Origin of the sequence: Heyndrickxia coagulans DSM 1 = ATCC 7050 (genome assembly GCF_000290615.1) — a bacterium.
Classification (GTDB): domain Bacteria; phylum Bacillota; class Bacilli; order Bacillales; family Bacillaceae_C; genus Weizmannia; species Weizmannia coagulans.
The window spans coordinates 1-214 of the sequence record NZ_ALAS01000154.1; the positions used below are offsets into that span (position 1 = coordinate 1).

Below are 214 nucleotides of genomic sequence, written 5' to 3' on the forward strand. Positions count from 1 at the left end.
AATCCCATTTTCTTTTTGATATTGCTCCAATTTTTCTAATATCGTCTTAGGCATACGAATTTCTACACGTTCTTTCTCTTCTCTCATGATGATCACCTCATATTGATTGTACGGATTTTTTACGATATAATCAATATATACGAAATTTTTCCGCACAAAGTGAGGTGAATGGATATGGCCAAGCAAAACAAAGCTTTCAAGTTTCGTTTGTTAC

Annotated in this window: 1 pseudogene; it reads right to left on the minus strand. The window is 33.2% G+C overall.

The features are described from left to right. Positions 1 to 186, minus strand: a pseudogene (locus tag IC21_RS17315) (hypothetical protein); the annotation flags it as partial. Positions 187 to 214 lie beyond the last annotated feature (28 nt).